We start from the raw sequence: 22,241 nt of genomic DNA, 5'->3' as shown, positions 1-22,241 counted from the left end.
CATCGGCTCGATCCGGTCCCACATCGCATCAGTGATCACTAAACGGACGGACACATCCGATCAACCGGCCAACCGATCAAAGAGACACGCTCTAGCCCTCCGGGCAGGCTCGCCACTTCCCGGCCGCTCCCTACTCTTCAGCGAAGTAGGTATATGGCGCCACCGAGACTCCTTCGGAGACCGCGCGTTGTCGTCCTCGCCGGCTTCCGGGTCGAGGTCGCGCGCCCCCAACGAATGCATGGAGCACACGGAGAAGCCACATACGGCAGCCGATCTAGAGGAGGCTGCTGGCCAGTGGTAGGACTGGGTGACTTTGGTTGTAGAGCCATGGCTTGTTGGTGCTGAGGAGGCGGGCATGTTCGATGAGGCCGGCGAGAACGAGCTCCTGCTTGCCGCGATGATGCAACTCGGTGCGAAGGGCGGCTCGACAGGAGCTGCCGCTGGAGGGGCGGCCACCGGAACGCACGGTTTGGGCAGAGCAGGGGCACGGGGCGGTGCTCGTGGAGCCGCTCGAGGCTTCAAATGGACAAAGAAGGACGTTCGTACCACTCTTGTCGAGTTGTCCGGAACGGTGACGGCAGTCTCCCAGCTGGTCCACACGACTCTGGCCTACATAGGGAATCTGCTAGGAACGGAGGTCCGAGACAACGGGGGAATCGCCGTACGAGCGATGGTCGGTGTAGGGATTGGTGGCCTGAACCCCACCGTTGTGACCGCTGTTGTGGCCGCAGGTTCCGAAGGCGTAGCGGTGGTGGAGCTCCGCGCCGCAGGTCGTGAAGGGCTCATCAAACAGCACCCCGCCGAAAAGGCTCTGGCCAAAATCACCGCTCAGCTCAAAGCTGCCTCGCGGTAACGACGGCCGCACGGACCCAGCCCAGCGGGCGCCCCAACATGTGCCCGGCTCTCTACGCCACGTAACGCAGCTGGGTCGGCCCACCGATGGTCTGTTGCCACCCGGAGGCAGTAACACCCCAGGCCTTCATACGCGCTGGAAAATTACCTTCGTCAAAGTGTTGCGCGCAGTCCCGGGAGATCTCATGTCGAGGCTGTCTCGTGGCGCACTTGCGCAGGGCGCTGCGTCCGGGCCGGCGGTCGCCGTTCGGGTACATCCAAGACGGCCTTTCAGGTGATTGACGGACGCCTCATGAGCCAGACAGCCGTCGCAGGGGTACGACGTCTCAGCAGAGGACGAACCCACAACGCCGTGAGGAGCTTGGGGATGTACGCAGCAGTCCGGCGGTACGAAGGGGTGACCGATTCGGCGGAGGCGGCACGTCTCGTGAATGAGGGGTTCGTGCCGCTCATGCGCCAAGTCTCCGGCTTCGTGGCCTACTACTGGATCGATGCAGGGGACGGAGTGATGGTCTCGACCAGCGTCTTCCAGGACCAGGCCGGTGCCGAAGAATCGATCTCGGGGGCTGCGGACTTCGTGAGGGACAACCTTGCGTCACTGCTCCCCAACCCTCCCCAGGTCATGGCCGGCGAGGTGGTGGCTTCCGCATGACGGCGTTCGGACCAGCCAGCCGAACGCCACGACCAGGCGGACGCCGTCATCACCGAAGCGGCCCGCCAGAGCCTTCATCACGGCGAAGACATGTGGCCAGTGTGTTTCGGGTCCCAGGACAGCGCCGACGGTCAACGGTTCGTATTCGTTGAGGATCATCGCGGCGCGAACACGGTCATAACAACAGAAGCGCCGACTTCCCGAACCGGCCCGAGCCCACCGCGGCCGTCGGTGGGCTCGGATCGTCCGTGCAACTGGTTTCCGTTACTTCCCGAATGCCTCGCGGAACTCCTCGACGATCTCGTCCGAGGCCCCGTTCGCACCGCACACCGGGACGACGTCGTTCTCGGCGGCCACGATGTAGCGCTCACCTTCCGAGAACGTCAGCGCCTCCGGCCGGCTCGCGTCGCTGTCGAGCACGACCGTCTCCGTGTCGCCGCCCTTCAACCAGTAGTCGACGCGGAAGGTGACCGTGGAACCCTTGATGGAGGTGACCGTTCCCACGAAGAGGGTCGGGTATTCACGCAGGGTGTCGGGACTGGGTGCCGCACACTTCTGGCTGCCGAAGCCGCTGTGGGTGGTGAGTGTCAGTGGGCCGGTCGAGGCCGAGTGCCCGTTGTCGTTGTTCGCCATGACTCCTCCGGCGATGCCGCCGCCGAGCAGAAGCAGACCGGCAGCCGCCGCGAGTCCGAAAAGCTGACGGCGGCTCCGTCGCGCAGCGGTCTTCGCGGGGACCGTATTGCCGGTCTGGAGCGCGGTGTCGGTGGTCAAGATGTCCTCCACAAGTCGGTCGATGTCAGGCAGAGGAGCACGTGGGGTCAGCGCCGGGTCCGCGGACTTCAGCCGGGCCAGCAACTCGTCGTCATTCACTGACCGCTCCTTCCTTCATCTCTCTTGTGTCCGGACGGTTCATCATGCTTTCGACTCAATTGTTCGGCGAGTTTCTTTTTCGCCCGGTGCAGCCGGATGCTCACGGCGTTGGACGTCAGCCCGGTCGCCTCCGCGATCTGCCGGGGCGCCAGCCCCTCCCACGCCCACAGCCGCACCACCTCACGGTCCAGCGCCCCGAGGGCGGCGAGCGCGGCGTGCAGATCGCTGTGGTCGGTGACCCCGGCCGGCTGCTGCTCCTGCGTCCGGATCAACCGCTCCACCAGCCGGAGCCGGCGCCCGTCGGCTCGGCGGGCATTCGCCAGGCAGCCCCGCGCCACCCCGTAGCACCACGGCAGCACGTCATCGGGGTCGGGCAGGGAACCTGGCGCCGACCCCAGGCCGGGGACGTCGTCAACACGGCGCCACAGCACCAGCATCGCCTCCGCCAGGATGTCGTCGACCATGTCGGCGCTCGTCCGTCGCAGCAGATACCGGTGCAACGGTTCCACCACCACGTGCGCCAGTCTTTCGAAGCGCGCCCGCTGCCTCTGGCGCAACTCCTCTTCCGTCATGGATTCCACAACCCGTCCTGTTCGGCACTGGCCGGATCCTTTCAGGCGAGGGCGTACGGACACTGATGGTCGTTTCCCGCGATGGGCACGGCCTCTTCGACGCCGTCACGGGTTAGAAGATTGCCCGGGGCCGCGACCCCGATCCGGACGAGCACACTCCCGACGCATTCCCCGACGCATCCCCGACCCGTCATGCCCTGGGTTGGGTCCGATCGCCGGCAGCAGGGTGCGTATAGCCGGGCTCTTCGGGGGAGGGTGCATTCCGTTACCGCGGACAGCTGGATCCTGGAGGTCGTCACTCCGGCCTGGCGCAATGATCGGGTCCTGTTGTCGCGGGACGGGAGGTGCCTCACTAGGACACCCGTGAGTCGACCCGCGCCGCGATCCACGCCCAGATCCTGTCCGGCGTGACCGCGCTGGACCGGCTCACCGATCTCCAAGCCTTGGACGACGACGCGTTTGAACGGCAGCTCATGAGCGAGCCGGCGCGTCGGGAGCTCCGGGCACTGCGTCTGCCATGGGTGACCGCTGACCCCTTGCTGTACGTGGACTCGCCCTACGTCTGCTTCCGCGCCTACGCCGCGCTGTCCGACTGCCCCCTGCGCCGGTCGTGGTCCGACTACTCGACGACGAGGAGAGCAACGTCCGCACGACGATGGCTCTGCACGCCCGTGATCAGATCGCCCCCACCACCGCCGAACGCATCGATTGCATCCACCGCCCGAAGAAGGAGACCCGGTGGCGTCCGGCAGATGACTTCCCCCTCCCGTCGGACGTTCCTCGCCGTTTGGCCACCGATCCCGACCCGAGGATGCGGCAGCTGGCCCCGCGGGACCTCGACCTGCCTGTGGAACTCGTCCGTCGCCTGGCCGCCGATCCCGATCACACGATGCGCCGGGCGATCGCGACCCATCCTCGGCTTCCGACCCGCGAGCTGACGCAGCTGTTGGCCGATCCATCGGAATGCGTCGCGATCGCCGCAGTCGGCAACCCCAACCTGCCGTCCCGACACATGCACCGGCTCCTCGCCCTGGCAGGCCTGTGACACCAGCGTGCGCGGTGCGAGCGGCGGGTTCCGCAACCATCGGCGGACAGCGCGACGCCTACTGCGCGCTGTGACACTGAAGGCCGGCTCTGCAGCAGTCACAGGCCGACGAGCAACTTCCGGCGCCGTTCGACCGGAGGGCCTTCTTCGAGAGGTCTGTGAGCGAGGCTTGACATGGATCATCAAGCAGGGTTCGGAGAGCCCAGGGGTACGCATGTGACACGTTGCCTGGCCGACTTCCTTGGGCGTCCGCTGGAGTGTGGATCGTGGTCATGAACCCTTGACAGAGTGCCGGCCGGGCCAGAAGTCCTGCCTTGGCTCTCGAAGCACGGGAAACGGCGCGCACCGTCAGCTCGTTTCCCAGAGCCTCACCGTTGTGTCGACGCCGCAGCCGGCGAGCATCCGTCCGTCAGGGCTGAACGCCAGACCCCGTACGGCCTTGCGGTGGCCGACGAGATGGGCGGCCGGGGTCAGGTGCGTGGGGTCGGTGACATCCCACAGGGTCACGGCCGCGTTCTCGCATCCGGAGGCCAGCAACCGGCCGTCCGGACTGAACGCCACCGCATACATCTGCCCCGTGTCCCCAGGACTGGCCAGGGGAAGGGTGCCAGTGCCCGCCCTCACGGGATGTGCCGGGTCGGTGACGTCCCACACCGTGACGGCTCCTTGCCGCCACGACCCGTAGGTGCCGGAGACAACGCCCAGATCCCCGCTACCGGTGGCCAGTAGCCGCCCGTCATGACTGAATCGCACCGAATGGACGGCAGGCGCCCCGCCCGAGGACAACGCCTTGGGCCAATCGCGGGCCTGCGGTCGGACGACGGCGGTTCGGACCGGATGCGCCGGCTCGTTGACATCCCACAGGACCCCGGTGTTCTTGTCGCCGTCGGAACCCGAGGCCAGTAGCCGTCCGTCGGGACTGAACATCACCGATCTGACGGGACCTGACTGCCAGACATGCCGATGGTGGGTGATACGGGCGCACCGGCTCGGCCGTGCCGGGTCGGAGACATCCCAGACGATCACGGTGCGGTCGCTGGCGCAGGCGATGAACCGTCCGTCCGGGCTGAAACTCACCGCGTGGACACCACCTTGCCGCCAGCCGTCGCGAAACAACCAGCCGGGGCGTTCATGGACAAGGACCGCCGACCGGGTCGGGTTCGCCAGGTCCGTGACGTCCCAGAGGATCACGCTCCAGTCGGCGCTCCCGGACGCCAGCAACCGTGCGTCAGGGCTGAACGCCACCGCGTTCACCGCCGTGTGATGGCTGGTGAGGCCGACGGCCCGGGTCGGGTGGGATGCATCCGTGACATCCCAGAGGACCACGGTCCTGTCGCTGCCACCGGACGCCAGCAGCCGTCCGTCCGGGCTGAACGCCACCGCGTTCACCGCTCTGCCGTGCCCGCTGAGGGTAGCGGCCGGTCCCCGCGGCGGAGGTGGCGACGGCCGTCCCAGGAATGCCATGGTGCAGTCTCGCGCGATCCGGCATCCCGCGGAAGGCGGATCGCTGGCTTCCGCTGTCCGGCCGTGCAACGGTGCCGACGGATCTGCGCGCCCGGCCTGTGGACGCAACCGATCCATCACCCCGCATCACACAGGCATCAGGGCAAAGATCTGTGAGTGAGGCTTGATGTGAGTCATCAAGCGGCGTTCACAGACTCCTGCGCGGTGGGCTGGGGATAGGGGGCCCGCGCGGCTCTCAGAGGCCGGCTGGGTGGCTCGAAAGCCAGTCTGTGTATCGGTCACGCACATGGTCACGTTCTGCAGGCGTGGCAAGGATGACGTCTGCGCCGCCGTCGTAGGGATGATGGATGCGTCGCAGTTCCGTGTCGGCAACGAAGACTTCGACGAGCGCCTCGTCCGCGACGGCTCGCAACAGCCAGTCGAGGCAGCCGCGGTTCCACCGGCGCCGGTCGGCGTACAGACGTGTGTGGGTGTGGAACTCCGGGTCGGCGTCGTCCTGCTCCGACTCGGTCCACCAGCGGATGCCGTAGGGGTGCAGTGTCTGTCGTGGCGTCGGGTAGCCCTCGGGCCCGGCCGGTGTCTCCGACCAGTCCATGGTCACCACGAACACCTCCGTGTCCGCGAAGAACGTACAGCCCGCCAGGCAAGGCAGGTGCCCACCCCGATCACGGTGGTTGCGGGCTGCGCCTGCGCGGTGGGGCGGGGCACCTTTGGGGCCGGCCTGTGGGGGCATGGATCATGGTCCCGTGATGAAGTGGACGAAGGAGACGCCTCCGGTCGGGCAGTCCGAGCATGAGCCGGAACTCTCGGCCTACCATCGGGCGATGCGGAACCGGCTCCTCGCGGCCCCTGTGGTGCCTGCGCCCGAACCCTGGCGGGCCGTCTTCGAGTACGAGTACGGCGTCCCTGTCGGCGGACTGCTCGGTATCGGCTTCGCGACGGATCCCGATACCGGCCACGATCTGCTGATGGTCGTCTCGCACGACGGGCACGGTCTCTTCGACGCCGTCACCGGTGAGAAGATCGCCAGGGACCGCGACCCCGCTCCCGAGGACAGCACCCCCGACGCAGTTGACGACCTGTCCTGCCCCGGGCTGGGGCCGATCGCTGGAAGCCGCGTACGCATCGCCGGGCTCTTCGGCGGCGGGCTGCACACCACCACCGGAGACGGCTGGACCCTGGAAGTCGTCACCCCGGCCTGGCCGAACGAGCGAGTCCTGCTGTCCAGCGACGGCGGGCTCCCGCATTCGGGCCCGCACGGAGAGGAGTGGTGGCACATCTTCCACTCGAACTACTCCACATTCCGCGCAGCCGGCTTCTCCCCCTCCGGCCGAACGATTGCCGTAGCGACGAGCAGTGACCTCTCCCTGTGGACCCGTGGCGCGAACACCGGCACCAGCCACTTCAGCAGTGCCGAGACCTGACCGCAAGGACGGCAGTGGGGCGGCGCCGTGTCAGCCGTCGAACCGGATCACGGGCCCCGTCCTACGGCTCCGGCGGTATGGCCGGCGCAGGAAGGTCCAGAGCGCGGGCGAGGGCGGTTGTGACGGCGGGGCAGTGGTCCGGCAGCCTGGAGGCCCAATCGGCCGCCAGCGCGGGAAAGTTGACCAGGTCGCGCTCGGCACTGGCAAGCAGGTGGCGGAGCTCGGTGACGGACAGCTCGATCACCGGGCTGTCGCTCCGCTCGGCATTTACGGTGAGCCGGACGACGTCGCCGAAGCGCTCCGCAATCGGTGACACGGGGTCGTGGCCGAATCCGAGCAGGCTGCCGTCGTCGACGAACTGCTGCCAGTCACGCCAGTCCTCCAGCCCATCGCAGCAACCGGGCAGGAAGGTGACGCCTGTGGAGTTGTCGGTGACCCTCAGGCCGCCGGCCGCAAAGAGATTGTCGAAGGTCAGCAGTCCGTGAAGGAACGAATCCAGTGCGCCGACCGGACGAGGCGGGCGGTCGCCATCGGGTCGGGGTCGACGTCATTGCAGCCGCCGAGCACCCTCGTGCGCACGCCGGTCACCGATCCTGACCATGCTGACGCCGAGCCCCGGAATGATCTCCATGTCGGCCGTCCTGGCAAAGGCAAACCGCCGAGGGCGGGGCGTCCGGTGACGCCGCGGCCCGGACAAGCTCGTGTGGAGGCAAGGAGCATTACCGCTATGGTTCGCCCATGAAGGCAGCGGTGTACAGCAGGTACGGGCCGCCGGCCGTGGTCCGGGTCGTCGAGGTGGACAAGCCCTCGATCGGGGACCAGGACGTTCTCGTCAGGGTGCACGCGACGACGGTCAATCGGACGGACTGTGCCTACCGGGCGGCCAGGCCGTTCTTCATGCGCATGCTCACCGGTCTTGCCCGACCCCGGCGTACCGTGCTCGGCACCGAGTACGCGGGAGTGGCGGAAGCAGTCGGTGGCGGCGTGACGTCCATCGCGGTCGGCGACCGGGTGTTCGGGTACAACGAGGGCGCGTTCGGGACCCATGCCGAGTACCTGTCGGTTCCGCACGACGGCCCCGTCGCGACCATGCCGACCGGCGTGACCTTCGAGGAGGCCGCTCCCGGTACCGAGGGCTCGCACTACGCGCTGTCGTTCATCAGGACGGCGGGCGTCCAGGCCGGGCAGCACGTCCTCGTCTACGGCGCGACCGGCGCCATCGGCTCGGCGGCGGTGCAGCTCCTGAAGCAGCGCAAGGCCGTCGTGACCGCAGTGTGTGGCACGGCGCACCTGGAGCTGGTGAAGGGCCTGGGCGCGGACCGGGTCGTCGACCACACGGCCCAGGACTTCACCAGGGACGAGCAGCGCTACGACGCGGTGTTCGACGCGGTCGGCAAGACCACGTTCGGCCGCTGCAGGAGGCTGCTGAAACCCGGCGGGACGTACCTGTCCTCGGAGCTTGGCCCCTGGGGGCAGAACCTGCTCCTGCCGCTCGTCACGCCGCTGTTCCGCCGCAGGAAGGTGAAGTTTCCCTTTCCGAAGCAGGACCAGGAGATCGTGCGGCACTTCCGGGACCTGATGGAGTCAGGAGACTTCAGGCCGGTCATCGACCGACGGTACCCGCTGGAGCACATCGTCGACGCCTACCGGTATGTCGAGGCCGGACAGAAGATCGGCAACGTGGTCATCACCGTCGTACCGCCGAACTGACCTCGGCTGAGGGCCCCTTCGCGGAGGTGGCCGGGGTGGGCGGGGCGCAACTGGTCGCGGTGACGCTCCCCGCCCTGAACTGCTGCCGCAGGGCCCGGACATCGCACCGTTCAGGGACGCAGCCGGTCGAGCGCCTCGTCCAGCGTCGTCGCGGCCATGATGAGGGAGAGATGGGTGAAGGCCTGCGGGAAGTTGCCCAGTTGCTCCCCGCTGGGGCCGATCTCCTCGGCGAACAGGCCGACATGGTTGGCGTACGTCTGCATCTTCTCGAACGTGTAGCGGGCCTGCGGGAGCCGTCCCGCCCGGGCGAGCGCGTCGACGTACAGGAAGGTGCAGAGACTGAACGTCCCCTCGGAGCCGCGCAGTCCGTCGGGCGAGGCCTGCGGGTCGTAGCGGTAGACGAGGCTGTCGGAGACGAGGACGCGCTCCATGGCGTCCAGGGTGCTCAGCCAGCCGGGGCTCCGCGGGGAGACGAAGCCGACGCGGGGGGCCAGCAGCAGGGAGGCGTCCAGGACGTCGCCGTCGTAGTGCTGGACGATCGCCTGTTGCTTGTCGTTCCAGCCGCGCGCCATGACCTGTTCGAGGATCGCGTCCCGGGCCGCGGTCCACCGGACGGTGTCGGCCGGTCTGCTGAACTCGGTGGCCAGTTTCAGGCCCCGGTCGAACGCGGCCCAGCACATCACCCGGCTGTAGGTGAAGTCCTTGCGACCGCCGCGGGTCTCCCAGATGCCCTCGTCGGGGCGGTCCCAGTTGTCGGCGAGCCAGTCGAGGATGCCGGCCAGCCCCTTCCAGCCGTGGTAGCCGGCCTGTTCACCCACCGCGCGGCCCTCCGACAGGCCGTAGAGGGCCTCGCCGTAGATGTCGAGCTGCAACTGGTCGGAGGCCGCGTTGCCGACGCGTACCGGGTGCGAGCCGCGGTAGCCCTCGAAGTGCTCCAGGATCTCCTCCGTCAGATGCGGGTCGCCGTCGACCCGGTACATGATCTGGAGGATTTCGTCGTCCGGTCCCTCGCGTGCCTGCAGACGGTCGCCGATCCAGCGGGTGAACTGGGTCGCCTCCTCCACGAAGCCGAGGTCGAGCAGCGCCCGCACCGACAGCGATCCGTCCCGCACCCAGGTGTACCGGTAGTCCCAGTTGCGCTCGCCGCCGACCTGCTCGGGCAGTCCCATGGTGGGGGCGGCGACCGGTGCTCCGCTGGGGGCGTAGGTGAGGAGCTTGAGGGTGATCGCGGAGCGGTGCACCATCTCCGTCCAGCGGCCCCGGTAGTTCGAGGTGCGCACCCACTTCTGCCAGAAGTCGACATTGCTCCAGAGGCCGTCGGTGACCGCGTCGACGGTGGGGGGCGGCGGCGCTTCGCCGTCCGGCCCGCACACCGTGAACACCACGGCCGCCTGCTCGCCGTTGTCGAGGGTGATGCCGCCCCGGACGTCGTTCCCGTCGCGTTCGAACGGGATGTTGCCCTGGAGGTAGGCGGTCGCCCCCGGGGACCGGAACGCCGCCGTGCCGGGCGTCAGGTCGAGTTCGTGGCTCGCCCGCGCGTAGTCGAACCGCGGCCGGCACTCCAGAGCGAAGTGCACGGTGCCGCGCACGGAGCGCGCGATGCGCACCAGACTGTGCCGGTCGGTCGGGGTCCGGCCTGTCAGGACCGGCATGAAGTCGATGATCTCGCCCACGCCGTCCGGGGACATGAAGCGGGTCACCACGACAGCCGTGTCCGGGTAGTAGAGCTGCCTCCACGTGCCTTCGGGGTGATCGGGCGCGAGGCGGAAGTAGCCGCCGCCGTCGTGGTCCAGCAGTGAGGCGAAGACGCTGGGGGAGTCGAAGCGTGGGGCGGGGAACCAGTTGACGACGCCCTGGGACGACACCAGGGCCGCGGTCTGCAGGTCCCCGATCAGTCCGTGGTCGGCGATGGGCGGATAGCGATCCATGCTGGCCTCCTTGTCGGGCTTGTCAGGCCGCTTCGGCCTTGACGCGCCCCGAGCGGACGGCGTCGACGAGTGCCCTGTGGTCCTTCTCGTTCTGGTCGGCGTAGCTCTCGGCGAACGGGACGAGTGCCCGGTCGAAGACGTCGCCCCCGCCCAGATAGGAGGCGATGGCGATCCGGTCGCCGGACCTCGCGTGCGCGCGGGCCAGCGTGGCACCGCACAGTTCACCGAAGGCCCGCATGCCGGACGGCACCATGGCCTCGGGTTCGGCGATGCCCTTCCAGTCCCGCAACTGCCGTACATAGAAGTCCCGTCGGCGGCCGTCGATGCCGTCGGCCCGCTCCCAGCCGAGGAAGATGTCGCTGGTGGCTTGCATGAGCCGCTGGCCGGCGACCACGCGCTCGCCCTGCGTCCGGTACTCGCTGGCGCCGGCGAACGGAGCCAGTACGGACGTGTCGGCCTCCTTGGCCTGCAGGAGCAGCGGATCCGCGTCGTCCCGGCCGAGCAGGAGGATGATCCAGCAGCGGGTGCCCACACTGCCGACACCGACCACCTTGCGGGCCACGTCGGCGATTTGGTACTGCTCCAGGAGGAACCGCCGGTCCGAGTTCAGGCTCCGGCCGTACCGTTCGATCAGCCGGCGGAGCTGTTTCTCCAGGGCGCTGCGTTCGACGTCGGGCAGCATGTCCTGCAACGGCGTTATCAGTGGCGGGTCCGGCGTGATGCGGGCCTTGCCGTCGACGATGTGGGTGAGTTTGGCGAAGGCCTGGAGGCTGTCCCGGGTACGCGCCTTGGCGGTCGTCCTGGACCAGCGCTCGCGGGCCCGCGCGCTCAGCTCCCCGGCGATATGGGTCCGTACCCACTCCTCGTCGAAATGCGTGTACCACACGGGGAGATTGCCCAGCCCGGCGAAGCGTCTCATCCACTCGCGGTACGACCGCACCGTTGTACGGACGATGTCGGCGCGCTCCTTGGTGCTGAAGCCGTTCGCCCGGCCCGCGATGACGAAACTGGCGGACAGCCGCTTGACGTCCCACTCCCACGGGCCGGGCAGCGTCTCGTCGAAGTCGTTGATGTCGAACATCATGCGCCGCTCGGGCGACGCCAGCAGCCGGAAGTTCAACAGGTGGGCGTCGCCGCACAGTTGGACCCTGATCCCGGACCGGGGTGTGTCGGCGAGGTCTCCGGCCATGATGGCGGCGGCCCCACGGTAGAAACGGAACGGCGACTCGGTCATCCTGCCGTAGCGGATCGGGACGAGCTCGGGCACCCGGGTCGCCGACTGTCCCTCCACGACGTCCACCGGGTCGGTCCGCTTCGGCGAGGGGACGAAGTCGGCGTGGCTGGAACGGGGTACGGCGGACCGGGCTGCCTTGCCGAGCGCGGCCCGCTCCGCCGGGGTGTGGTGCGGAGGGTGGCTGTCGGCGGGGTGCTTGGGGGTCATTGCAGACGCTCCGCGATGTGGTCGCCGACGCGGAGCGCGTTGGCGATGGCGGTCAGCGAGGGATTCACCGCGCCGATGCTCGGGAAGAAGCTCGTGTCGACGACGTACAGGTTGTCGAGGTCGTGGGCCTTGCAGTTGATGTCGAGGGCCGAATCGGCGGGGTCGTTGCCGAAGCGGACCGTCCCCGCCTGGTGCGCCGTGGCGCCGATGGGCATGCCCTTGTGCAGATAGATGCTGTGCGACAGGAGATGGTGTTCGCGCATGCCCAAGTGGCCGAGCATGCCCTGCAGTTTGTGCCGAAGGCGCCGGAGCCCGGCGATGTTGTTCTTCTCGTCGAGGGCGAGGTGGATGTCGCCGTCCCCGTCCAGGGTGACGCGGTTGTCCGCGACGGGCAGGTCCTCGCCGCACAGCCAGAAGTCGACGGCGTGGTGGGCGAGTACCTCGAAGGGCATGTCGGGAGCGACGGCTCCCGCCCAGCGGGGCGCTTCGCCGTGGATCTGATCGGCGTCGGACTTTCCCAGCATCTGGATGCCGCCGAGGGGGTAGTCCCAGTCGTCGGACCCCAGGTACCAGTCGTGCAGCGCCAGTGTCTTCTGGAACTTGGTGTCGTTCGGTTCCTCTGATATCGCCATCAGGGCGAGGTTGTTGTGACGCATGTAGTGGCGGCCCACCACGTCCGAGCTGTTGGCCAGGCCCTGCGGATGCCGGTCGCTCGCCGAACGCAGCAGCAGGGCCGCCGAGTTGACCGCGCCGCAGGCGACGATCACGATGTCGGCGCTGAACTCGACGGTCGAACCGCCCACTGAACCGGCACTCCCTGCGTCACCGCCTCCGCCCCCGTCTCCCTCTCCCACCGTCGCGACGACGGAGGTGACACTGCGGCCCGTAGGGTCGGTGTCGAGCCGTCGTACGTTCGCGTGGGTGACCATCTCCACGTTGGGGTGTTCGAGGGCGGGGTCGACACAGATGACCTGCGAGTCGGACTTCGCGCCGACCAGACAAGGAAAGCCGTCGACACGGTCGCAGCGGATGCAGGCGCTGGTGTGCACGGCCCGGCCGCGGTCGTCCTGGGTGAGGTTCACCCCGATCGGGAGGTGGAAGGGGTGCAGCCCCTGCTTCTCCAGGTCGTCGCTGAGCTGCTGGATACGCGGCTCGTGCCGGACCGGCGGGTAGGCGTACGGGGTGCTGCTGGGCCCTTCGGTCGGGTCCTCCCCGTGGCGGCCGCGCACGAGGTAGAGGTGCTCGGCCTGGGAGTAGTACGGCTCCAGGTCCTGGTAGCCGAGCGGCCAGGCGGGGGAGACGCCGTCGTGGTGGCGGAGCTCGCCGAAGTCCTCCGGGCGCAGCCGGAAGAGCGCGGCGCCGTAGAACTTGGTGTTGCCGCCCACGTAGTAGTTGACCTCGGGCGGGAACTGGTTGCCGTGCCGGTCGTACCAGAACTCCGGGGCCCGGTACTTGCCCTTGACGAACACAGCCGTGGAGTCCCAGTTGTCGCGTTCGCGTGGGAGGTAGCCACCGCGTTCGAGGAGGAGTATCCGTTTGCCGGTGGGAGCCATCCGATGGGCGATGGTCCCGCCGCCCGCGCCGGTCCCGATAACGATGACGTCGTAGTGACGTGAGTCGGTCATGCCGGCCACCGTCCTTGGATCGTGGTCCGGGCCTGCCGGTAGAAGGGGGCATCCGGCCCGATCACCAAGGTAGCTCTGGGCGATATGTCCGGCGAGTTGAGCTAATCGGGCGAGCCCAGACGGCGGACCACGGCGGGTTCCCGCGCGATGACGGCACCGGCCGTGATGCCCACGGAGATGACGACGCACAGTCCGATCAGCCAGGACAGCACGGTGAAGACCTCGCCCAGCGACCCGTAGCGCTCCAGGCTGTGGTTCAGCGCGTTCGGTACGTACACCTTGGCGATCACCGACAGCACGGTCAGGGCCGCCCCGGTCACGATCGCGCCGGGCAGCAGAGGCGGCCAGGGCACGCGCCCGGCGGGCAGCAGGTGCGCGGTCGCCGGGCTCGTGGCGCGAGCGCCGTTGGGCCGTACGGGGGGATGGCGGACGGTGCCGGCAGGTGGTGGCGTTCCGGGCGGAACCATGGATTTGTGGACGTGGGCGGGGGAGGTGACGATGAAGGCATGCGCGATGCCGCGGTGGTGAGCCGCGCGAGACCACGCGGGAGCGGCGATGGTCCTTGACCTGGTCATCATCGGCATGGTGATCGCCCTGGACCCGCTGCCGGTCACCGGATTCGTGCTGGTGCTGTCGGCACGCAAGGGAATCTGGATGGGCCTCGTCTTCATCCTGACCTGGCTGGCCACTTTCGTCGGCATCATCGCCGCGGTGCTGCTCATGACCGGCGGCGAGCCACCGGCCCCGAAATCCGCGCCGTCCACGGCCGTCCTGGCCGCCAAACTGGCCATCGGCGTCGGAATGATCGCCTACGCGGAGCGCACCCGCCGCAACATCGGCAAGCGACCCAAGTCCTCCGGCTTCATGTCGCGGATCGAGCGGATCTCCCCCTGGTCGGCGGCCGGGCTGGCGCTGCTGCTCCAGCCGTGGGGGATGGTCGCGGCCGGAGCCGCCACCGTCGTGGACGCCGACCTCTCGCATGCCGCCTCGTACGCGGCACTGATGGCCTACGTCCTGCTGGCCAGTTCCAGCCTGCTGACGATGGAGCTCTACGCGACGTTCGCCCCGCGATCGGCCCACGTGCGGCTCGCGCAGCTGCGTACCTGGTTGGAGGGGCACCAGGAACAGGCGTTGGTGTCGCTCGTGCTGTTCCTGGGGCTGTGGCTGGTGGGCAAGAGCATCTACCAACTGACCGCGTGAACCGCCCGAACGGCCCGGACGGCTGCATTCGTCAGGGGTCGGCCGGAGGCTCGTCAGGGGCCAGGGGGAGCCGTCGCACCGAAGTGCGGCGGCTTCTGTCCGGTGCTGCAATGGCATGGACGAGGGGCAGGGGGACCACCATGACCATGCAGGGGTGAAGCCGTGAGCGAAGATGAATTCGTCGAGATGGGACCGATCGACTATGTGGTCCTGGAGTTTCCCGGTAACCGAATGACCGGTGAGGGAGTTCCGATCCTGGTCGATCTGGTGGACCGCGGCGTCATTCGCATCCTCGACCTTTTGTTCGTGAGAAAGGACAAGGACGGATCTGTGGTCGGCATGGAGATCGCCGACTTCGACGGAGACGGAGCGCTCGACCTCGCCGTCTTCGAGGGCGTGTCCTCAGGCCTGCTGGGCGAGGACGACATCGAGGAGGCGGGGAAGGCCCTGGAACCCGGCAACTCCGCCGGAATCCTGGTCTACGAGAACGTGTGGGCGGCTCCCTTCGCCACCGCCCTGCGACGCAGCGGTGCCCAGATGGTCGCCTCCGGGCGCATCCCGATGCCGGCGGTGCTCGCCGCGCTCGAAGACACGGACGCCGGATAGACGACACGGACGGACGACACGGATGCCGGACCGCTCCGCCGACGGTGGAGCGGTCCGGTCGCGGACATGGCCGCGCCCCTGGACCCGCCGATCGGCGGAGGAGCCGGGGGCGCGGCCACGTCCGTCGCGCCCGCGGCCCGGTGAGGCCTTCGAGCTCCCGAACTCCGGCAGACCGCAACCCCGGCCCACCGGCAGACCGCAACCAAGACCGCAACCCCCGGCCCACCGGCAGACCGCAACTCCGGCGCACCGGCAGACCGATCCCAGCCCGCCGCGGCACAGCAAGCCCAGGCCCGCCCGGCACGTCTGCGCCGAACCGACAGCGGCCCCGCACCTAGGTGCGGGGCCGCTGCTGGTCGGAGGGCGACTGGAGGGCGCGGTCGGCTACTGGGTACGGGCGTCCCGGCCGGGCCCGACGCACAGTGCCCAGATGACGAAGGCGGAGATGGCGATCAGAACGCTGGACCACACGGGCGAGTACGGCAGCCACATGAAGTTGGCGACCATGGCCAGGCCCGCCAGGGTGATGCCGACGATGCGGGCCCACAGCATGCCGCGGAACACGGCGATGCCGGCGAGGACGACCAGGACGCCGAGGGTGAGGTGGATCCAGCCCCAGCTCGTGAGGTTGAAGCTGTAGACGTAGTTGCTGGTCGTGACGAAGACGTCGTCCTTGGCGATGGCGGCGATGCCCTGGAATATCGCCATCGCGCCGCCGAAGATCATCATGACCGCGGCGAAGGCGGTCCATCCGGACACCCACGCTCCCGAACTGCCGGTGGTTCCCTGCCGGTGCGTACTCGTCGTAGCCATTGCGAGCTCCTCCTGCGTAGACCTCGCCACAGACCGGTGACGGCCGGTGGCCACATTTCAGCTTGCCACGGGAATGACGGTCCGGCAGATCGTCGGAAATCGCGCCGGGCGGGGCCGAGGCCGATGTGCGGAGGAATCCGTACGGTGCTCCAATGGACCTGTCATCTGCGCCGGGGAATTCGGCGCGCACAAGGGATCGGATCCCTTTCGGGTCATTCCCTGTGCTCTCGTGCATGAAAGGAAAACACCGTGCCCGGTCTCCTTCGCGGGGTCGCCCGCACCGCCGTGGTGGCCGGTACGGCCACCGCCGTCTCGAACCGTGTGTCACGTCGCCAGCAGGGGCGATGGGCCCAGCAGGAAGCCCCGCAGCAGGAGCCCCCGCCCGCCGCCGCGCCCGCCCCGCCGGCCGACGACATGACCAGCAAGATGGATCAGCTGAAGCAACTGGGGGACCTCAAGGCCCAGGGCGTGCTCACCGAAGCCGAGTTCGAGGAGCAGAAGCGCAGGATCCTCGGCTGACTCGCGCGCACGATCCTCGATAAACGGCTCACCCGCGCACGATCCTCGATGAGCGGCTGACCCGTGCACGATCCTCGACGAGAAGCGAGAACACCGGCCCGGCGGCCGAGGGATCAGCCCTCGGCCGCCGAGGCGTGACAAGACCCCGGTGCCGCGGGTGAGGCCGCCCCGGGTGCTGGGCTCGTTCCGTGCCCGGGTCAGCCCACGCGGTGGCCGTTCCCCCTGTGCCCGGGTCAGCCAACCCGGTGGCCGTTCTCCAGTTCCGCCGTCCCCGAGCCCTCCGCCAGGACGTCGAGTGCGGCGAGGACACGACGACCCGAGGAGCCCGTCAGATGCGCGGCCAGTTCCTCGCGCCGCACCAGCCGCCAGGACAGCAGCTCCTCCTCCTGCAACCGGATCGCCTTCAGGTCGGACTCGCCGAGAACTCCGCCGTCGTACAGATACGCCACCAGCGGCGGGCGCCCCGGCCCCTGGACCCAGTCGACGGCCAGCAGCCGTCCGGGCTCCACGTCGAGGCCGATCTCCTCGGCCGTCTCACGGCGCGCGCCCTGCCGTGGGCTCTCGCCGTCGTCCGACTCCACCGTTCCGCCCGGAAGGGTCCAGCCCTCGCGGTAGTTCGGCTCGACGAGCAGCACCCGCCCCTCGTCGTCGCGGAAGAGAACGGCGGCCCCGGCGAGGACGCGGGGCAGGCCGGCGATGTATGCGGCGAAGTCCGAAGTGGTCACGCAGGCAGGGTAACCAGCGCGACCGTACGCGACGCGAGCTCGCTGATCCGTACCCCGTCGAAGCCGAACACCGCGCTGCGGACGGTGTCCTCCAGCGGGTCCTTCCACTGCGGGGGGATCGCCGCCGCCCCGCACAGGACGCCCGCGACGGAGCCCGCGGTCGCGCCGTTCGAGTCGGTGTCCAGGCCACCGCGGACGGTCAGCGTGATGGTGCGGGTGAAGTCGCCGTCGCCGTACAGGAGCCCGGCGGTCAGCACCGCCGCGTTCGGGACCGTGTGGATCCAGCCCATCCCGGCGGTCTCCTCGGACACCGTGGTGAGCGTGTCCTCCCAGGTCATCCGGGTCTCGTGGAGCGCGAGCACCCGGCGTACGGTGCGCGCCAGACGGCTGCTCGCCGGGATCACGGTGAGCGCCGTGTCCAGCGCGTCCCGGACGGACGGGGCGGTGAAGGCCGCGGCGATCAGCGCCGCCGCCCACATCGCGCCGTACACGCCGTTGCCGGTGTGCGAGAGGACGGCGTCCCGGCGGGCCAGGGAGGCCGCGCGGTGCGGCAGCCCCGGGGAGGTCCAGCCGTAGACGTCCGCGCGGATCAGCGCGCCGATCCACTCCTGGTACGGGTTCTCGTACGTCGCCGTCACCGGGGGTTTCAGACCCTGGGCGAGGTTGCGGTACGCGGCCCGCTCCGCCGTGAACGTCTGGAGATACGGCAGGCGCAGCAGCCACAGGTCACCCACCTGTTCCGTGCTGAACGAGAAGCCGTGTGTCTCCAGGAGGTCGAGTCCGAGGATCGCGTAGTCCACGTCGTCGTCACGGCAGCTGCCGTGGATGCGGCCCCGCACACAGCTGCGCCACTCGGGCCGCAGCTCGAACTCGTCGCCCGCGCCGTCCTCTGCGGGCCCGGGGAGATAGTCGGTCAGGGGCAGGGCCGCGGCCTGCCGCAGATAGCGGTCGATCCGGTCCCGCGTCCAGTGGTCGCCCTGCTCGACCGGTTTGCCGAGCATGTTGCCCGCGATCCGGCCCAGCCAGCCCCCGAGGACGCGGTCGGCGATGTCGGTGCCCACAGGGGTCATGGTTACGGTCTACCCGCTTCCGGGCGGGCTTGCCCGCCGCGGCGCAGAACCGGGCTCTCAGCGGCGCCGATGCCGGTGATGCCGCCGATGTACGGCGCCCGGCGCGACGGCGGCGGCCGGTCCCGCGGGCTGAGCGCGGGCGGTCCCACGGGCTGAGCGGGGGCATGACGGCGGGGGCTTCCTCCGGTTAAGGTCGCTGCGGCGCGACTGCCTTGACGTGTGCAAGGCCGGAAAGCAAGGGGATTGCAAGGTGGCGGACGCTGCAGTGAATCGGACCCCGCGTGTGCTCATCGCCGCGGACAAGTTCAAGGGATCGCTGACGGCCGTACAGGTCGCGGAGCGGGTGACGGCCGGACTGCGCCGGGTCGCGCCGTGGGTCGAGATCGAGTCGCTTCCCGTGGCCGACGGCGGCGACGGCACCGTCGACGCGGCGGTCGCGGCCGGATTCGAGCGCCACGAGGTGCGCGTCGCCGGACCGCTGGGCGACGAGGTGACCGCCGCGTTCGCGCTGCGCGGGGACACCGCGGTCGTGGAGATGGCCGAGGCGAGCGGGTTGCAGCGGCTGCCCAAGGGTGTCTTCGCACCACTCTCGTCCTCGACGTACGGCTCCGGGGAACTGCTGCGCGCCGCGCTGGACGCCGGTGCGCGCACCATCGTCTTCGGCGTGGGCGGCAGCGCGACGACGGACGGCGGCGCGGGCATGCTGTCCGCGCTCGGCGCGCGCTTCCTCGACGCGGACGGTGAGCCGGTGGCTCCCGGCGGCGCCGCGTTGAGTGATGTGGAGAGGGCCGATCTGTCCGGCCTGGACGAACGGCTCTCCGCGGTCGATCTCGTCCTGGCCAGCGACGTGGACAACCCGCTGACGGGCCCCAAGGGCGCGCCCGCCGTGTACGGCCCGCAGAAAGGGGCGGGGCCCGACGACGTGGCGACCCTGGACACCGCCCTCGCCCACTTCGCCACCGTCCTGGAGAAGGCGATCGGGCCGAAGGCCGCCGGGTACGCCGCCGCGCCGGGCGCGGGCGCCGCGGGAGGGGTCGGTTATGGGGCTCTGGTCCTTGGCGCCCGCTTCCGGCCCGGCATCGAGGTGATGCTCGATGTGCTCGGCTTCGCGCCCGCGCTGGAGCGCGCCACCCTGGTGATCACCGGCGAGGGGTCGCTCGACGAACAGACCCTGCACGGCAAGGCGCCCGCGGGGGTCGCCGCGGCCGCCCGCGCCGGGGGCAAGGAGGTCGTCGCGGTCTGCGGCCGCCTCGCGCTCCGGCCGGAGGCGCTCGGCAGGGCGGGCATCCGGCGGGCGTACCCCCTGACCGAGGTCGAGCCCGACATCGCGAAGTGCATCGCCGACGCGGGGCCGATCCTGGAGCGGGTGGCGGAGAACATCGGGCGGGACTTCCTGGGCTGAGGCCCAACGAGTCCAACGCTTCCCTCACCGGCGCGTCCCCCTCACCGGCGCGTCCCCCTCATCGTCCCGTCCCCGTGACCGCCCCGGCGCCTGCCAACCGGTAGGCGTCCAGGGCCAGGGTCATCTCGATCAGGTCGCGGGGGCGGGCCAGTGAGCGTGATGTCAGCTGCTCCAGCCGGCGTAGGCGGTTGAAGACGGTGTTCCGGTGGCAGTACAGGCGTCCGGCCGCCCGTCCCGCGGAGCCCTCGCAGGCCAGCCACATGTCGAGCGTCTCGATCAGCACGGCCCGGTCGCCCGGTTCGAGCTCCAGCAGCGCGCCGAACACGTCCGCCACCAGCCGGCCCGCCAGCTCCGGCTGGCTCACGACGAGCGCCGTCGGCATCCGCTGGTCGAGGCGTACGACACCGGTCGCGTCCGGCGGACAGGTACGCAGCGCCAGCTCGGCCCACCGCCGGGCCCGCCCCAGCTCGCCGAGACCCGACACCACCGGACTGATACCGCCGGGACCCGAGCGCCGTCCGTCCAGCAGTCGGGCCACCTCGTCCAGGCCCTGCCCGGCGTCCAGCGCCACCACCCCGATCTCGCAGTCGGCCCGCATCCGCCAGATGAACCGCAGCCCCGCCCCGAGCATCGGCCGGACGCAGCCGTCCCGGCCGTCGTGGCGCTCCGTCCGCAGCACCACGACGGCGTACGGTCCGTGCTCGGGCAGATCGAGCCCGGCCGCCGCCCGCGCCGCGAGCCCCGGTGCCTCCTGGCCCTCCAGCAGAGCGTCGAGCAGGGCCTGCAACTGCTCGTCGGTGCGCCGCCGCAGCTCCCGTTCCGTGGCGAGATAGGACTCCGACGCGGTCGCGGCCTGCGCGTCCACCGCCGACCACACCATCGTGGCGCACCGCATGAGCACCGTGAGCCGCTCGGGCTCCCGGCTCGCCGCGCCCTCCATCAGCGCGTCCCACACCAGATAGCCCGCGGCACGGTAGGCGTGCACCAGGAGTTCGAGCGGTAACCCCTGCTGCGCCCGCCGCCGGCCCGCCGCCTCGGCGTGCTCCAGATCGCGGCGCGGTGAGTCCCGGGGCGCGGACATCGCCTGGATGCCGATGCGCATCGCGGTCTCCGCCTCCCGCCACTGCTGGTCGTACGGCAGCACCTGTCCGTAGACGGGGGAGTACTCGGTGAGCTGCCTGACGTGCTCGTCGACGAGCTCGGGCAGCCGTTCCAGCAGAGCCACACACGACTCCGCGAGCAGCTTCCAGTCATGACCGGTCCGCGGTCTGCGCCCTCCCATGGCCGGAGGATGCCACCCGGACACGGGGTCGCACAGGCCCCTGACACGCGGTGTTGTGCGCGTGCACAACGGGTGGGTGCCACCGCTGGGCTCCCGCCGCGTTTCGGCCGTACCCCGTGGACGGGGGTGTCCGCCGGTGCTGAGGTGAGCGCCACACCGAGCAAGGACAAGGGAGGTGCCATGGACGGTTCCGCTCTGCTCGTGCGGGAACTGTCGGTCGGATACGGCCCCGTACGCGCACTGCGTCACGTGTCGTTGGAGGTGCCCGAGGGAACCGTGGTGACGGTTCTCGGCGGCAACGGCGCGGGCAAGTCGACGCTGCTGCGGGCGGTGTGCCGGACCCTCTCCTTCCACGGGGGAGCGGTCACCGGCGGCACGGTCACGTTGGGCGGACGCCCCCTGGACCGGCTGTCGCCGGACCGGGTGGTGGCCGCCGGGGTGTCCCAAGTCCCCGAAGGGCGAAGGGTGTTCAGCCGGATGACGGTCGCGGACAATCTGCGCGCCGGAGCACTCGGCTCCACCGGCGGCCGTGCGGACCGGGCCCGCGCCCTGCGGCGGGTGCACGACCTGTTCCCCGTCCTCGCCGAGCGCGCCCAGCAGCGGGCGGGACTGCTGTCCGGCGGGGAGCAGCAGATGCTCGCGGTCGGCCGGGCGCTCATGGGCGCACCCAAGGTGCTGCTGCTCGACGAGCCCTCGCTCGGGCTCGCCCCGCTGATGGCCGCGCGGATCGCCGACACCGTGCGGGAGATCAACGAACAGGGCACCTCCGTCCTGCTCGTCGAACAGAACGCGGCGCTCGCCCTGCGACTCGCCTCCCGCGCCTATGTCCTGGAGGTCGGTGAAGTGACCCTGTCCGGACCCGCGGACGAGCTCGCCGCCTCCGACGAGGTGCGCCGTCGCTATCTCGGCGTGGTCGACGAGGACGCCGCGGCCGACGGTGCCACCGCGCGCGACGGCCTCCCGTCCCTGTCCCGCTGGAAGGGGTGACCACCGTGAACGAACACGACAGCACGGCGACACCTGTAGCCGCCGAAACGGCCG

Annotated in this window: 23 protein-coding genes; 10 read left to right on the top strand and 13 right to left on the bottom strand. The window is 69.7% G+C overall.

The genetic code is table 11. From position 1 onward, the window contains the following. Window positions 1-355 precede the first annotated feature (355 nt). Both ABZX90_RS23070 and ABZX90_RS23065 read left to right on the top strand, forming a co-directional pair. On the top strand, window positions 356-853 hold the full coding sequence (locus ABZX90_RS23070; protein WP_351125805.1) for a hypothetical protein: 498 nt from the start codon (window positions 356-358) through the stop codon (window positions 851-853). A gap of 366 nt (window positions 854-1,219) precedes the next feature. Then, window positions 1,220-1,504, top strand: coding sequence for a hypothetical protein (locus ABZX90_RS23065; RefSeq protein ID WP_355207529.1), 285 nt, complete (start codon window positions 1,220-1,222; stop codon window positions 1,502-1,504). A 264-nt stretch (window positions 1,505-1,768) separates the two neighbouring features. Here the strand turns inward: ABZX90_RS23065 and ABZX90_RS23060 are convergent, their stop codons facing one another. Next, window positions 1,769-2,374, bottom strand: coding sequence for a hypothetical protein (locus tag ABZX90_RS23060; RefSeq protein ID WP_355207526.1), 606 nt, complete (start codon window positions 2,372-2,374; stop codon window positions 1,769-1,771). Further along, window positions 2,371-2,946, bottom strand: a complete 576-nt coding sequence (locus tag ABZX90_RS23055) for a sigma-70 family RNA polymerase sigma factor (RefSeq protein WP_355207523.1) — start codon at window positions 2,944-2,946, stop codon at window positions 2,371-2,373. The genes ABZX90_RS23060 and ABZX90_RS23055 overlap by 4 nt, the downstream gene beginning before the upstream one ends. Window positions 2,947-3,601: 655 nt before the next feature. Here ABZX90_RS23055 and ABZX90_RS23050 point away from each other — a divergent pair. Next, window positions 3,602-3,991 carry a hypothetical protein gene (locus ABZX90_RS23050; RefSeq protein WP_355207520.1) on the top strand — a complete coding sequence of 130 codons (390 nt, stop codon included), beginning with the start codon at window positions 3,602-3,604 and terminating at the stop codon, window positions 3,989-3,991. A gap of 348 nt (window positions 3,992-4,339) precedes the next feature. On the opposite strand, the gene ABZX90_RS23045 is transcribed toward ABZX90_RS23050, so the two are convergent. Together ABZX90_RS23045 and ABZX90_RS23040 are read right to left on the bottom strand one after the other, a co-directional pair. Then, window positions 4,340-5,455, bottom strand: a complete 1,116-nt coding sequence (locus ABZX90_RS23045) for a WD40 repeat domain-containing protein (RefSeq protein WP_355207517.1) — start codon at window positions 5,453-5,455, stop codon at window positions 4,340-4,342. Between the two features lie 235 nt (window positions 5,456-5,690). Further along, window positions 5,691-6,059: a hypothetical protein gene (locus ABZX90_RS23040; RefSeq protein ID WP_355207514.1), complete on the bottom strand. Its 369-nt coding sequence runs from the start codon at window positions 6,057-6,059 to the stop codon at window positions 5,691-5,693. A 142-nt stretch (window positions 6,060-6,201) separates the two neighbouring features. Here ABZX90_RS23040 and ABZX90_RS23035 point away from each other — a divergent pair, with 142 nt between their 5' ends. After that, the gene (locus tag ABZX90_RS23035; RefSeq protein ID WP_355207511.1) at window positions 6,202-6,879 is read left to right on the top strand and encodes a hypothetical protein; all 678 of its coding nucleotides are present in this window, start codon (window positions 6,202-6,204) and stop codon (window positions 6,877-6,879) included. Between the two features lie 61 nt (window positions 6,880-6,940). On the opposite strand, the gene ABZX90_RS23030 is transcribed toward ABZX90_RS23035, so the two are convergent. Then, window positions 6,941-7,195, bottom strand: coding sequence for a hypothetical protein (locus ABZX90_RS23030; protein ID WP_355207508.1), 255 nt, complete (start codon window positions 7,193-7,195; stop codon window positions 6,941-6,943). A 422-nt stretch (window positions 7,196-7,617) separates the two neighbouring features. Between ABZX90_RS23030 and ABZX90_RS23025 the strand changes: the two genes are divergently transcribed. Continuing rightward, window positions 7,618-8,589, top strand: coding sequence for an NAD(P)-dependent alcohol dehydrogenase (locus ABZX90_RS23025; RefSeq protein WP_351135051.1), 972 nt, complete (start codon window positions 7,618-7,620; stop codon window positions 8,587-8,589). A 110-nt stretch (window positions 8,590-8,699) separates the two neighbouring features. Here the strand turns inward: ABZX90_RS23025 and ABZX90_RS23020 are convergent, their stop codons facing one another. From ABZX90_RS23020 to ABZX90_RS23005, 4 genes are all read right to left on the bottom strand, one after another. Beyond that, the gene (locus tag ABZX90_RS23020) at window positions 8,700-10,517 is read right to left on the bottom strand and encodes a glycoside hydrolase family 15 protein (protein ID WP_355207505.1); all 1,818 of its coding nucleotides are present in this window, start codon (window positions 10,515-10,517) and stop codon (window positions 8,700-8,702) included. 22 nt (window positions 10,518-10,539) lie between these two features. Further along, on the bottom strand, window positions 10,540-11,958 hold the full coding sequence (locus ABZX90_RS23015) for a DUF2252 domain-containing protein (protein ID WP_351135047.1): 1,419 nt from the start codon (window positions 11,956-11,958) through the stop codon (window positions 10,540-10,542). Then, window positions 11,955-13,583, bottom strand: coding sequence for a GMC family oxidoreductase (locus ABZX90_RS23010; protein ID WP_355207502.1), 1,629 nt, complete (start codon window positions 13,581-13,583; stop codon window positions 11,955-11,957). The genes ABZX90_RS23015 and ABZX90_RS23010 overlap by 4 nt, the downstream gene beginning before the upstream one ends. A 101-nt stretch (window positions 13,584-13,684) precedes the next feature. Continuing rightward, on the bottom strand, window positions 13,685-14,158 hold the full coding sequence (locus ABZX90_RS23005; RefSeq protein WP_355207499.1) for a hypothetical protein: 474 nt from the start codon (window positions 14,156-14,158) through the stop codon (window positions 13,685-13,687). On the opposite strand from ABZX90_RS23005, the gene ABZX90_RS23000 reads away from it, so the two are divergent. Both ABZX90_RS23000 and ABZX90_RS22995 read left to right on the top strand, forming a co-directional pair. Next, on the top strand, window positions 14,139-14,783 hold the full coding sequence (locus ABZX90_RS23000; protein ID WP_355207496.1) for a GAP family protein: 645 nt from the start codon (window positions 14,139-14,141) through the stop codon (window positions 14,781-14,783). The genes ABZX90_RS23005 and ABZX90_RS23000 overlap by 20 nt on opposite strands. Before the next feature lie 186 nt (window positions 14,784-14,969). Then, on the top strand, window positions 14,970-15,389 hold the full coding sequence (locus ABZX90_RS22995; RefSeq protein WP_355207548.1) for a DUF6325 family protein: 420 nt from the start codon (window positions 14,970-14,972) through the stop codon (window positions 15,387-15,389). A 384-nt stretch (window positions 15,390-15,773) separates the two neighbouring features. Here ABZX90_RS22995 and ABZX90_RS22990 read toward each other — a convergent pair whose 3' ends face one another. Further along, on the bottom strand, window positions 15,774-16,202 hold the full coding sequence (locus ABZX90_RS22990; RefSeq protein ID WP_351129156.1) for a hypothetical protein: 429 nt from the start codon (window positions 16,200-16,202) through the stop codon (window positions 15,774-15,776). A 249-nt stretch (window positions 16,203-16,451) separates the two neighbouring features. Between ABZX90_RS22990 and ABZX90_RS22985 the strand changes: the two genes are divergently transcribed. Beyond that, entirely contained in the window at window positions 16,452-16,721 is a 270-nt protein-coding gene (locus ABZX90_RS22985; protein WP_351129159.1) for an SHOCT domain-containing protein, read from the top strand. Window positions 16,722-16,954: 233 nt separating this feature from the next. Here ABZX90_RS22985 and ABZX90_RS22980 read toward each other — a convergent pair whose 3' ends face one another. Together ABZX90_RS22980 and ABZX90_RS22975 are read right to left on the bottom strand one after the other, a co-directional pair. Then, entirely contained in the window at window positions 16,955-17,446 is a 492-nt protein-coding gene (locus tag ABZX90_RS22980) for an NUDIX hydrolase (protein ID WP_351129162.1), read from the bottom strand. Further along, window positions 17,443-18,516 (bottom strand): ADP-ribosylglycohydrolase family protein, encoded by a 1,074-nt coding sequence (locus tag ABZX90_RS22975; RefSeq protein ID WP_355207491.1) that lies wholly within the window; start codon window positions 18,514-18,516, stop codon window positions 17,443-17,445. The genes ABZX90_RS22980 and ABZX90_RS22975 overlap by 4 nt, the downstream gene beginning before the upstream one ends. Window positions 18,517-18,781: 265 nt before the next feature. Between ABZX90_RS22975 and ABZX90_RS22970 the strand changes: the two genes are divergently transcribed. Then, on the top strand, window positions 18,782-19,918 hold the full coding sequence (locus ABZX90_RS22970) for a glycerate kinase (protein WP_355207488.1): 1,137 nt from the start codon (window positions 18,782-18,784) through the stop codon (window positions 19,916-19,918). Window positions 19,919-19,976: 58 nt separating this feature from the next. On the opposite strand, the gene ABZX90_RS22965 is transcribed toward ABZX90_RS22970, so the two are convergent. Then, the gene (locus tag ABZX90_RS22965) at window positions 19,977-21,200 is read right to left on the bottom strand and encodes a helix-turn-helix domain-containing protein (RefSeq protein WP_355207485.1); all 1,224 of its coding nucleotides are present in this window, start codon (window positions 21,198-21,200) and stop codon (window positions 19,977-19,979) included. A 180-nt stretch (window positions 21,201-21,380) separates the two neighbouring features. On the opposite strand from ABZX90_RS22965, the gene ABZX90_RS22960 reads away from it, so the two are divergent. Continuing rightward, entirely contained in the window at window positions 21,381-22,187 is an 807-nt protein-coding gene (locus ABZX90_RS22960; RefSeq protein ID WP_351129172.1) for an ABC transporter ATP-binding protein, read from the top strand. Window positions 22,188-22,241 lie beyond the last annotated feature (54 nt).

The organism is Streptomyces sp. NPDC002935, from assembly GCF_040611295.1.
Classification (GTDB): Bacteria; Actinomycetota; Actinomycetes; order Streptomycetales; family Streptomycetaceae; genus Streptomyces.
This window is presented reverse-complemented; position numbering and strand designations above follow the sequence as displayed.

What these genes read in the sequence shown, in the direction of transcription:
- ABZX90_RS23000 (WP_355207496.1), top strand. Translation starts at nt 14,139, where the DNA reads ATGGTCCTTGACCTGGTCATCATCGGCATGGTGATCGCCCTGGACCCG.
- ABZX90_RS23005 (WP_355207499.1), bottom strand. Translation starts at nt 14,158, where the DNA reads ATGACCAGGTCAAGGACCATCGCCGCTCCCGCGTGGTCTCGCGCGGCT.
- ABZX90_RS22965 (WP_355207485.1), bottom strand. Translation starts at nt 21,200, where the DNA reads ATGGGAGGGCGCAGACCGCGGACCGGTCATGACTGGAAGCTGCTCGCG.
- ABZX90_RS22990 (WP_351129156.1), bottom strand. Translation starts at nt 16,202, where the DNA reads ATGGCTACGACGAGTACGCACCGGCAGGGAACCACCGGCAGTTCGGGA.
- ABZX90_RS23065 (WP_355207529.1), top strand. Translation starts at nt 1,220, where the DNA reads ATGTACGCAGCAGTCCGGCGGTACGAAGGGGTGACCGATTCGGCGGAG.
- ABZX90_RS23015 (WP_351135047.1), bottom strand. Translation starts at nt 11,958, where the DNA reads ATGACCCCCAAGCACCCCGCCGACAGCCACCCTCCGCACCACACCCCG.
- ABZX90_RS23050 (WP_355207520.1), top strand. Translation starts at nt 3,602, where the DNA reads ATGGCTCTGCACGCCCGTGATCAGATCGCCCCCACCACCGCCGAACGC.
- ABZX90_RS22995 (WP_355207548.1), top strand. Translation starts at nt 14,970, where the DNA reads ATGGGACCGATCGACTATGTGGTCCTGGAGTTTCCCGGTAACCGAATG.
- ABZX90_RS23045 (WP_355207517.1), bottom strand. Translation starts at nt 5,455, where the DNA reads ATGGCATTCCTGGGACGGCCGTCGCCACCTCCGCCGCGGGGACCGGCC.
- ABZX90_RS23055 (WP_355207523.1), bottom strand. Translation starts at nt 2,946, where the DNA reads ATGACGGAAGAGGAGTTGCGCCAGAGGCAGCGGGCGCGCTTCGAAAGA.
- ABZX90_RS23070 (WP_351125805.1), top strand. Translation starts at nt 356, where the DNA reads ATGTTCGATGAGGCCGGCGAGAACGAGCTCCTGCTTGCCGCGATGATG.
- ABZX90_RS23025 (WP_351135051.1), top strand. Translation starts at nt 7,618, where the DNA reads ATGAAGGCAGCGGTGTACAGCAGGTACGGGCCGCCGGCCGTGGTCCGG.
- ABZX90_RS22975 (WP_355207491.1), bottom strand. Translation starts at nt 18,516, where the DNA reads ATGACCCCTGTGGGCACCGACATCGCCGACCGCGTCCTCGGGGGCTGG.
- ABZX90_RS22960 (WP_351129172.1), top strand. Translation starts at nt 21,381, where the DNA reads ATGGACGGTTCCGCTCTGCTCGTGCGGGAACTGTCGGTCGGATACGGC.
- ABZX90_RS23010 (WP_355207502.1), bottom strand. Translation starts at nt 13,583, where the DNA reads ATGACCGACTCACGTCACTACGACGTCATCGTTATCGGGACCGGCGCG.
- ABZX90_RS23020 (WP_355207505.1), bottom strand. Translation starts at nt 10,517, where the DNA reads ATGGATCGCTATCCGCCCATCGCCGACCACGGACTGATCGGGGACCTG.